The 8,761-nt window shown below is 65.6% G+C and carries 10 protein-coding genes; 8 read left to right on the top strand and 2 right to left on the bottom strand.

Annotated features, from left to right (window positions below):
- Positions 1 to 30: 30 nt before the first annotated feature.
- The 4 genes from G3N64_RS37210 to G3N64_RS37195 all read left to right on the top strand — a co-directional run bounded on the left by G3N64_RS37210 (position 31) and on the right by G3N64_RS37195 (position 3,154).
- Positions 31 to 906: a hypothetical protein gene (locus G3N64_RS37210; RefSeq protein ID WP_241021407.1), complete on the top strand. Its 876-nt coding sequence runs from the start codon at positions 31 to 33 to the stop codon at positions 904 to 906.
- A gap of 1 nt (position 907) precedes the next feature.
- The gene (locus G3N64_RS37205; protein WP_205788602.1) at positions 908 to 1,195 is read left to right on the top strand and encodes a PAAR domain-containing protein; all 288 of its coding nucleotides are present in this window, start codon (positions 908 to 910) and stop codon (positions 1,193 to 1,195) included.
- Positions 1,196 to 1,221: 26 nt separating this feature from the next.
- The gene (locus G3N64_RS37200) at positions 1,222 to 2,661 is read left to right on the top strand and encodes a hypothetical protein (RefSeq protein WP_205788601.1); all 1,440 of its coding nucleotides are present in this window, start codon (positions 1,222 to 1,224) and stop codon (positions 2,659 to 2,661) included.
- A gap of 250 nt (positions 2,662 to 2,911) precedes the next feature.
- Positions 2,912 to 3,154 carry a DUF6566 family protein gene (locus G3N64_RS37195; protein ID WP_205788600.1) on the top strand — a complete coding sequence of 81 codons (243 nt, stop codon included), beginning with the start codon at positions 2,912 to 2,914 and terminating at the stop codon, positions 3,152 to 3,154.
- A gap of 109 nt (positions 3,155 to 3,263) precedes the next feature.
- On the opposite strand, the gene G3N64_RS37190 is transcribed toward G3N64_RS37195, so the two are convergent.
- Positions 3,264 to 3,938: an HAD family hydrolase gene (locus tag G3N64_RS37190; protein WP_205788599.1), complete on the bottom strand. Its 675-nt coding sequence runs from the start codon at positions 3,936 to 3,938 to the stop codon at positions 3,264 to 3,266.
- A gap of 204 nt (positions 3,939 to 4,142) precedes the next feature.
- Here G3N64_RS37190 and G3N64_RS37185 point away from each other — a divergent pair, with 204 nt between their 5' ends.
- Positions 4,143 to 5,327 (top strand): sugar transporter, encoded by a 1,185-nt coding sequence (locus tag G3N64_RS37185; RefSeq protein ID WP_205788598.1) that lies wholly within the window; start codon positions 4,143 to 4,145, stop codon positions 5,325 to 5,327.
- A 62-nt stretch (positions 5,328 to 5,389) separates the two neighbouring features.
- Here G3N64_RS37185 and G3N64_RS37180 read toward each other — a convergent pair whose 3' ends face one another.
- Positions 5,390 to 6,166: a glucose 1-dehydrogenase gene (locus G3N64_RS37180; protein WP_205788597.1), complete on the bottom strand. Its 777-nt coding sequence runs from the start codon at positions 6,164 to 6,166 to the stop codon at positions 5,390 to 5,392.
- A gap of 183 nt (positions 6,167 to 6,349) precedes the next feature.
- On the opposite strand from G3N64_RS37180, the gene G3N64_RS37175 reads away from it, so the two are divergent.
- The 3 genes from G3N64_RS37175 to G3N64_RS37165 form a co-directional block, all read left to right on the top strand.
- Positions 6,350 to 7,270: a LysR family transcriptional regulator gene (locus G3N64_RS37175; protein ID WP_205788596.1), complete on the top strand. Its 921-nt coding sequence runs from the start codon at positions 6,350 to 6,352 to the stop codon at positions 7,268 to 7,270.
- Positions 7,271 to 7,380: 110 nt separating this feature from the next.
- On the top strand, positions 7,381 to 8,094 hold the full coding sequence (locus G3N64_RS37170) for a helix-turn-helix transcriptional regulator (protein WP_205788595.1): 714 nt from the start codon (positions 7,381 to 7,383) through the stop codon (positions 8,092 to 8,094).
- 102 nt (positions 8,095 to 8,196) lie between these two features.
- The coding region (locus tag G3N64_RS37165; RefSeq protein ID WP_241021406.1) for an amidase family protein at positions 8,197 to 8,761 on the top strand (565 nt) is incomplete at its 3' end.

Here is an 8,761-nt window from a genome sequence, read left to right as displayed (position 1 = left end):
CCGCGGATATCAGCTTGATCCACCGTCGAGATGTACTGCTACGTCGCCCTCAGGAAATTCCGGCAACATGAACCAGAGAAACCGAAAAACCGATCCCGATTGACACCGGGAGTCATATCAGCCGTTACAGACTCACAAGGAGGGGCGTCATCAAAAATCGGTTTTGCATTGGCTGGTCAGCCGCTTGCTGACCCGACGCAATTTCCCGACGGCGAGGTGCGCCTTGCGCCACATAGTGCCGTAGTTGTGAAAATCAAAACTTCGCGTGTTGGAAAGTTCACCGCGGGCACCTACAATCTATATGCGGGTGCCTTCATGAACATAAAGGTCGCTGGAATCGAGTCCAGCCTATTGCGTGTCGATTTCCATTCGGACTACAAGAAACCCACCCGAATTACCTTCGACCGCGACTATCCCTCCACGCCACAGGAGCGCGAGCAGTGGGAGGCATACCAGCGGACTCGCCTGTCGTATTTCCCGGTAAAGCCCGGAGAGACATTCGCGGAAGACGGCCTTTACCGGGCCGTACGCACGAACTCCAGCGTTCACCGTAGCCTCCAGCTCGTTCCATTTAAGGCAGGGGCCGTTGCTACGGTCGACAGCGTGAAGATGCTGATGGAAGGGGGGAACGGCATCAGTCTTGACGGCCCGGTGCGGTGGCAGTGGGAGGGCAGTGGTCCCACGCCGATCAAGCAGTATTCGTTCGACACCATCGAAGAGACCCGGCAGTTCTGCGAGCCGGGCGCGCCATGCCCGCGTAGCGGCCGATGGCTTCCGCGCGTGCGTGAGGGCTGGAATTCCACCCATTACGACCTGACGGGAATCGTCACGCTACGGCGCGGGGACACGACGCCGGCAGTGAAACGTGCCGGCGACGACGCCGATTGGGAATGGATCGGCGCGTGACATGACCGGACGCGCCTGCATCTTCCAGCATGACCTGACCACGGCGAATGGCGTCGTGCTCGACGGTCTCGATGACATCAGTCTCGACGATCGGAAATTGAGTTATCTGGGAGCGAGGGTCCGATGCCCCGCGTGCAACACCGTCGGTCATATCGAACCTGACGGCGCGAGACCACGAGAGGACGATCTCAACGGCAAGCTGCCTGCGCTGGAAGGCGACCTCTGCCGGTGCGCCTGCCGTCCGCCACCACGCCTCGTCGCGTCGCAGCGCGACTGGACGGTTGAATAACGTAACGTGCTTTTCATGGAGGCACGATGAAATTTCGCTGGACCCCGCCTGCTCATGGCGAGTGGTCGGCGGGCGACCCCCCGCCCGTCTGGCTATATGTCGCTCTGTTCGTCCTGATCGAATGCGGCTTTTTGGCAGGTACTGTCGCGACGTGGCCGCACGAAAAAACCATGGCCTCAGAGGACTTCGTGCGAACTGCGCTGGCCGCTCCATTTGCGCTCTGGATAGCGGTCAGCTTTGCGTTATATCGGGCGATGTACGATAGTCGCGCGTTTGAAGCGGCGGTCAAGAACACAGCGCGCTGGCATTTGCTCACGAGATGGCAACGCAAGGTCCGTTCGGGCGTGGCCGTTCTCGACAGCGTGATGCTTGTGCCGGAGCCGGATCTTGCGGAGCGCATGTTGAAGCTTGAAGGCAGTCCACCAGAAAATCCCGGCAGCGTGATGCGACTCGATGGAATCGACGGAGCGGACGGCGTGTCGCGGGAGCGTGCGGTGATCGAAAAGCTGCTGACACCACTGGCGGCCCGGCTTGCCCAGGCAACCCGCGGGGGTTCGTTTGACATCGTGATGCAGTGCGAACTTGCCGAATCGTATATCGACGTGCAGGCAGTATGGGCACAATTGCAATTGCCCGGCAAACCGCGCATCCGGTGGTTGAACAACGACACGGATCCCGGATTTGCGGACATCTGGTTCGAGGGTGGCGCCGACACGGCCTATGCGGGTTCATTCGCAACAGCCGGGAATCCGGAATACCGCCTGGTGCTGGCCTGGCACCTCAACGGCGCGGAGCCGGGCGTTCGGCCGGACACTTCCGAGGCGGCGGTCGCATTGCTACTCGGTTCGCCTGCGCTCATGCAGGAACAGCCGCAATTGAAAAGTCAGGCGTGGCTGTTGCGCCAGATCGTCGCGGATGCCGACGAAGTGGACAAGGCGCTTGCACGCCTGCTCGCTGCGGAACAGGTGCCGCATGAGCGGATTCGACATTTCTGGTACAGCCGTCTCAAGGGACTGGCGCTGCACGCGATGCTGGGAGCCGTGAAGGACACCGAGCTGAAAGTGGAGAAACATGCGCTCGATTCGGCAATGGGGCCGCAAGCACCTGTCGCACGATGGCTCCTTCAGGCGCTGGCGGCCAAGATGGCGCGTTTTGGTCAAGGTGCGCAACTCGTCGCGCTGCCCCGACCGAATGGCGTCGCGCTGAATGTCGTCGTCAAGGATAAGCCGGCGGTGGACGTACTGTGGAAGTCAGAATACGAGTACGTACTATTCCCGTTGGCCGAGTTGAGCAACTGCATGGGTCTGTGGACGTTTATGATCCTGATGTCGCCCAACGAGACCTGGGGCACCTTCGAGACGGTGATTACGATTGTGATTGGCGTCGTCGTCACGCTGAGTTTTGCGTGGCGCATCTTTTTCGGACCTCGCATCTATACGGATGACGTTTTGCGCGAGTACGGATAACCCGCACGCCGGGCGCTGTCGTTTTTACACATGCGCGGCCGCGCACCAACCATTCGTTGATGTTAGCTCATCACGACTTCCTTGCTCGGTGGATGAAGTACGGGCGGTTCGATGGGCAAAAGGGACGCAAGCCGCGTGCCGGCCGGTCGCGACCGGGCACGGCGCGTGCTCGTCGCGCCGACGGGGCGCGCGGCGATCAGGCGGCGCGCAATTTTTGCATCGTCATCGCAGATAGGTACAGGAGGCCACCGTGCAAAATCAACAGGACGCACAGGTCCGCGACCCGTATCGCGGGCACGAGATACGCGTGTGGGCGCGCCGCAACGACAGCGGCGCGTGGCGCGACGAAGTGCAGGTGTATGTCGGCGGCGAACGCATCGAGCTGGTCGTGCCGGCGGCCGACGGCCCCGATTGGCTCACCGAGAACGAAGCGCTGCTCGCGGGCGTCGAGCGTGGCCGCTATCTGATCGACAAGCGCATCGACGACGATTGAGCCGCTCGGCGGCCGCGTGTCGTTACGGCGAGGGTGTGGCCGGTGGTCGTTCGCAGCCTGGCGAAACCGACGGCGATCCGGCGCAGGCGCCGTCGTCAAGGCAGGCGTTTCAGGGCCGTGCCGCAATCTCGTCGAGATGCCACAGCAGATCGGCCGGATCGTCGTACACGCGCAGCGCGCCCGCGCGTTCGAGTTCGTCGCTGCCGTATCCGCCCGACAGCAGCCCGACGCCGAGCGAGCGGCAGCGGCTGGCCGCGAGCATGTCCCAGATGCTGTCGCCGACCACGACCGTGTGTTCGATCGGCACGTTCAGTTGTGCGGCGGCCGTCAGGAACAGGTCGGGGTCCGGCTTCGCGTACTTGACCTGGTCGCGCGTGACGACGACGTTCTTCGCCGGATCGACGCCGAGCGCCTCGAGATTGATGGCAGCCGTCTCCATCCGCCCGCTGGTCGCGATCGCCCAGCGGATGCCCGCCGCCGACAGCGCGGCCAGCAATTCGCGCGCCCCCGGCAGCGGCCGGACCTGCGCGCGCAGCCGCTGGTACGCGGCCGCATGCAGCCGGGCGAGCCGCTCGACGCGCTCGGCGTCGAGGTCGCCCGACGTCTCGCGCAGCAACTGATTCAGGAACAGGCCGCCGCTCATGCCGATCTTGCGGTGGATCCGCCATACCGACAGTTCGATGCCTTCGGCATCGAGCGCTTCCTTCCACGCGAGCACGTGCTGGTAGACGCTGTCGACGAGCGTGCCGTCGAGATCGAACAGAAAAGACGTTTCAATACGCATGTGAATCTCCTGGCTCGATAGGGTTCGAGTGAACGGGTCGTGAGAAGCCGATCGGCACATTATCGGCGCACGGCCGTGTCATGACCATGTCCCGCGGCCAATCCGCGCCGCGCCGTGTCAAGCGCCGCTGGTACAATCGCGACGATCGCCGGGCCGGGTTCTCCGCGCCGCGCACCCCCAACCCTCGTTTCATCGATTCCACGTATGGCCACACCGGACGCCGTCAGTTCCAAGCACTCGTGGTGGGGTGTACTGGCCCTGGCACTCACCGCCTTCATCTTCAATACCACCGAATTCGTGCCCGTCGCGCTGCTCAGCGCGATCGGCGACAGCCTGCACATGCAGCCGACCGACGTCGGCCTGATGCTGACGATCTACGCGTGGGCGGTGGCCGTCGTGTCGCTGCCGCTGACGCTGGCTACGCGCCATGTCGAGCGTCGCAAGCTGCTGGTGTGGGCGTTGCTGGTGTTCATCGCCAGTCACGTGGTGACCGGCGTCGCGTGGAATTTCGCGGTGCTGATGGTCGGCCGGCTGGGCATCGCGTGCGCGCACGCGGTGTTCTGGTCGATTTCCGTGCCGCTGGCCGTGCGGCTCGCGCCGAGCGACCGGAAAAGCCGCGCGCTCAGCCTGCTGGCGATGGGCACGTCGATCGCGATGGTGGCCGGCATTCCGCTCGGGCGCGTGGTCGGCGAGACGTTCGGCTGGCGTGTCACGTTCCTGATCATCGCCGGCGCGGCGGGTGTCGCGTTGCTGCTGCTGCGCGCGACGTTGCCGGTGCTGCCGAGCCAGGGCGCCGGGTCGCTCAGCAGCATCGGCGTGTTCCTGCGCAAGCCCGCGCTGGTGGCGCTGTACGCGATCACCGTGCTCGTCGTGTCCGCGCACTTCACGTCTTACACGTACATCGAGCCCTTCGTCCAGAGCGTCAACCATGCGAGCAGCAGCCGGATCACGTATGTGCTGATCCTGTTCGGCATCGCCGGCATGCCGGCCGCGATCGGCTTCAACCGTATCTATCCGCACCGGCCGGACGACTTCCTGCTCGGGTCGATCGTCGCGCTGGCGGGATGCCTGCTGATCCTGTTCCCGTGCGCGCTGAACATCGTCACGCTGTCCGTGCATACGCTGGTCTGGGGCGGCGCGATCGTCTGTTTCGGCCTGGCGATGCAGGCATGGGTGCTGAAGCTGGCGCCGGAGGCGACCGACCTCGCGGTGTCGATCTTCTCCGGGCTGTACAACGTCGGCATCGGCGCGGGCGCGCTGATCGGCAACCATATCGCCAGCGACTTCGGGCTGCCGTGGATCGGCACGTTCGGCGGCGTGGTCGGCGCGGTTGCGGTCGGGATCGCGTGGCTCGCGTTGCGGCTGCATGCGAGGCAGGCGGTGGCGTAGCGCCTGCGCCGGATCACGGCGTGCGGTGGGAGCCGCCACGGCCTGCCGTCGCGCTGCGCCTGTCACGCCACCGAGTAGCCACCGTCGGCCACGAGCGCATGCCCTGACACATAGCTGGAATCGTCCGACGCGAGGAATGCGACGATCGTCGCCATCTCCTCGGCGGAACCCCAGCGTCCTGCCGGTGTCGAGGCGGCAAACGCCTGTTGCGCATCGTCCGACGGCCAGATGCCGCGGTGATGGAACGGCGTTTCGATCAGCCCCGGGCACAGTGCGTTCACGCGGACACCGCGCCTGAACCATTCGATCGAAGCGGTCTTCGTCATCCCGATCACCGCGTGCTTGCTCGCGATATAGACCGACGCATTCTCGAACCCGATGAGCCCGCCCATCGACGCATTGTTGATGATGCTGCCCGAACCCTGCGGCAGCATGATTTCCGCGGCGTACTTCATCGAGTTGAATACGCCGCGCACGTTCGGTTCGAACACCCTGTCGAACCGCTCGGCATCCTGCTCGAGCAGCGGCGCGAACACGCCTTCCGTGCCGGCATTGTTGAACGCGATGTCGAGGCGTCCGTAGGTCGCTACCGTGAAATCGAACAGCTTGCGCAGATCGTCTTCGTTCGCGACGTCCGCGACGAAGGCCTTGGCGTTGCCGCCGGCGGTCACGATTTCGTCGACCAGTTGCTCGAGCTCGGTCTTGCGCCGGGCGGAGACGACGACCTTGGCGCCGCGCCGCGCGAGTTCGATCGCGGATGCGCGGCCAATGCCGGAACTGGCGCCCGTCACCAGTGCGATGCGGCCGTCGAGTTGGGCCGGTTTCGTGCTTGCGTTCATGATGAGATTCTCCGGAGTGGTGGATGAAAGCGGCGCATGCGGCTGAGTTGAATCGGTTGCGATGCACGCTTGATGGGCATTGTGGTCGCTCGCCGGCCGTAAAAAAATGGAACAATGGCGCATTCAGAATTCCCGTATCGGGAATGAAAAAGCGCTGCCTCATGCGCGCCAGGAGGGTTCTCCGTGCTCAACCGACTCGACATCCTGAAGATCTTTTCCGCGGCCGCCGCGGCGCCCACGTTCCGGGAAGCGGCAGCGCGTCTCGGCGTGTCGCCGCAGGTCGTGACGCGCGCGGTACGCGAACTGGAGGAGATGCTGGGCGAAACGCTGTTCCACCGAACGACCCGGAGTATCCGGATCACCGCGTTCGGGCAGTCGTTCGCCCGTGACGCGCAGACGGCGCTGGCTGCGGTCGACGGGCTGTTCGGGCCTGCGACCGGCCAGGCCGACGAGCCGGCGGGCGTCGTCCGGATCACGGCGCCATCGGGCATGGGGCGTCGTTATGTCCAGCCGATCCTGAGCGATCTGATGCAGCGGTATCCGGGGCTCGTGCCCGACCTGAGGCTGTCGGACGTGCCGTCGCCGGTGGTCGACGAACAGATCGACATCGGCGTGCGCGTCGGGGCGATCGGCGACAACCGCTTCGTCGCGCGCATGGTCGGGCCGTTGCCGATGTGGATCGTCGGCGCGCCGTCGCTGATCAGGCGGCTGGGTGAGCCCAGGAACCGCAAGGAACTCGAATCGATGCCGGTGACGTGCCTGATCGATCGCGCGAGCGGACGGGCGTGGCCGTGGATGTTTCGGGGGGAACACCAGTTCGTCCCGTCGTCGCCCGCGTACCTGACCGACGATACCGAGGTGGAGATCGAGGCCATATGCGCGGGGGTGGGGCTGGGCCAGTGCTCGGAGTATCTCGTCCGGCCGTACATCGACAAGGGGCGCCTCGTGCGGCTGCTGCCCGGCCTCGACCCCGAGCCGTGGAAGCTGCACGTCTATCGGCCGCGGCGCGGCCCGATGCCCCGGCGCATCCGCGTCGTGTACGACGCGCTGGTGGCGAAGCTGGGGGAGGCGACCTGGCGAGGGGAGTCGCGGCGGCCCGAGTGACGGCGCCGGCATCGCGCAGCCGCTCGACAGGCCGGTGCGCACCGTTTATCGTGCATGCGGCGCTGTCCGTTGCCGCGCGTCGAGCGGCGTTTGCAGAGGGTCCGTCCGTCATGAATCTTTCCGCGGCCGATATCACGCCGGAGGAACTCCGGCTGTTCGGCGACATCGTCGCCCGCCTGGAAGAACTGGGGCCGGTCGTCGACGTGAGGACGGTCGTGTTGCCTGCCATCACGCAACTGCTTCGCGCGGATTTCGCCGCATCGTTCGATTGCGACGAACGAACCGGCCTGTGGCACAACGGGTTCGCGTACAACGTCGATCCGTTGCAGATTGCCCGGTACGAAGCGTGGTTCCAGCATATCGATCCGGTCACGGCGCCACTGCGCGCGCGCCGCGTCGCGACCTGCGTCGACGAGGTGGTGAGCCGCCGCGAGCTGGAGCAGACCGAGTTCTACAACGAATTCCTGCGCCGCGACGGCATGCACCACGGCATCAACGTCTATGCATTCGACGGCGCGACGCACGTCGGCGACCTGCGCATCTGGCGCGCGCAGGGGCGGCCCGATTTCACCGAGCGCGACACGCTGCTGCTGAACGGCATCGAGCCGTTTTTTCGGCGTGCGCTGCTGCGGCGGCGCCATGCGTGCGCGGGGCTGACCGAGCGCGAGAGCGACGTCGCGCGGCTCGTCGCCGCCGGTTATACCGACAAGGACGTCGCGCGCACGCTCGGTATCGGGCTATCGACGGTCCGCACGCATCTGCGGCGCGTGATGGCGAAGAAGGGCGTCGCCAACCGCGCGAGCCTGGCGGCTGCGCTGGCGTGACCGGCTGCGCGGCCGACGGCCGGGGTCATCCATTGTGATGATGGGCGTCAAAATCGGCGCGTCCTACCTTGTGACGATCCCCCGTGACGAGGAACGACGACGATGCCCACCCTGGGAACCCTGACGCTTACCGAAGCCCGGAACGCGCTCCTGCGCCGGGAGTTGTCCTGTGTCGAATACGCATACGCGTTGATCGAGCGGCACGCACGCTGGCGCTACCTGAACGGCTTCACGTGCGTCGACGATGCGCGGCTGCTCGCCGAAGCGGCCCGCTGCGACCGCGACCTCGCGACGTCGGCCACCCCGCGCGTGCTGCTGGGCCTGCCGATCGCGATCAAGGACAACATCGACACCGCCTGCCTGCCGACCGGCAACGGCACGCTGGCGCTGCACAACCGCGTGCCGCCTCAGCATGCGCCGGTCGTGGCGCGGCTGCGGGCGCACGGGGCGCTGATCGCGGGCAAGGCCAACCTGCACGAGCTGGCATTCGGCGTATCGGGCAACAACCGCGTGACGGGTGCGGTACGCAACCCGTACGACTTCAACCGGATTCCGGGCGGCAGCAGCAGCGGCTCGGGCGCGCTGGTCGGCGCGGGCGTGGTGCCCGCCGCGCTCGGGACCGACACCGGCGGCTCGGTCCGGATTCCGGCGGCGCTGTGCGGCGCGG

Source organism: Burkholderia sp. Ac-20344 (assembly GCF_017104975.1).
GTDB lineage: Bacteria > Pseudomonadota > Gammaproteobacteria > Burkholderiales > Burkholderiaceae > Burkholderia.
Note: the sequence above shows the minus strand (reverse complement) of the source record. Positions and strands in the feature narration are given on the sequence as shown.

What these genes read in the sequence shown, in the direction of transcription:
- G3N64_RS37210 (WP_241021407.1), top strand. Translation starts at nt 31, where the DNA reads ATGTACTGCTACGTCGCCCTCAGGAAATTCCGGCAACATGAACCAGAG.
- G3N64_RS37205 (WP_205788602.1), top strand. Translation starts at nt 908, where the DNA reads ATGACCGGACGCGCCTGCATCTTCCAGCATGACCTGACCACGGCGAAT.
- G3N64_RS37200 (WP_205788601.1), top strand. Translation starts at nt 1,222, where the DNA reads ATGAAATTTCGCTGGACCCCGCCTGCTCATGGCGAGTGGTCGGCGGGC.
- G3N64_RS37190 (WP_205788599.1), bottom strand. Translation starts at nt 3,938, where the DNA reads ATGCGTATTGAAACGTCTTTTCTGTTCGATCTCGACGGCACGCTCGTC.
- G3N64_RS37185 (WP_205788598.1), top strand. Translation starts at nt 4,143, where the DNA reads ATGGCCACACCGGACGCCGTCAGTTCCAAGCACTCGTGGTGGGGTGTA.
- G3N64_RS37180 (WP_205788597.1), bottom strand. Translation starts at nt 6,166, where the DNA reads ATGAACGCAAGCACGAAACCGGCCCAACTCGACGGCCGCATCGCACTG.
- G3N64_RS37170 (WP_205788595.1), top strand. Translation starts at nt 7,381, where the DNA reads ATGAATCTTTCCGCGGCCGATATCACGCCGGAGGAACTCCGGCTGTTC.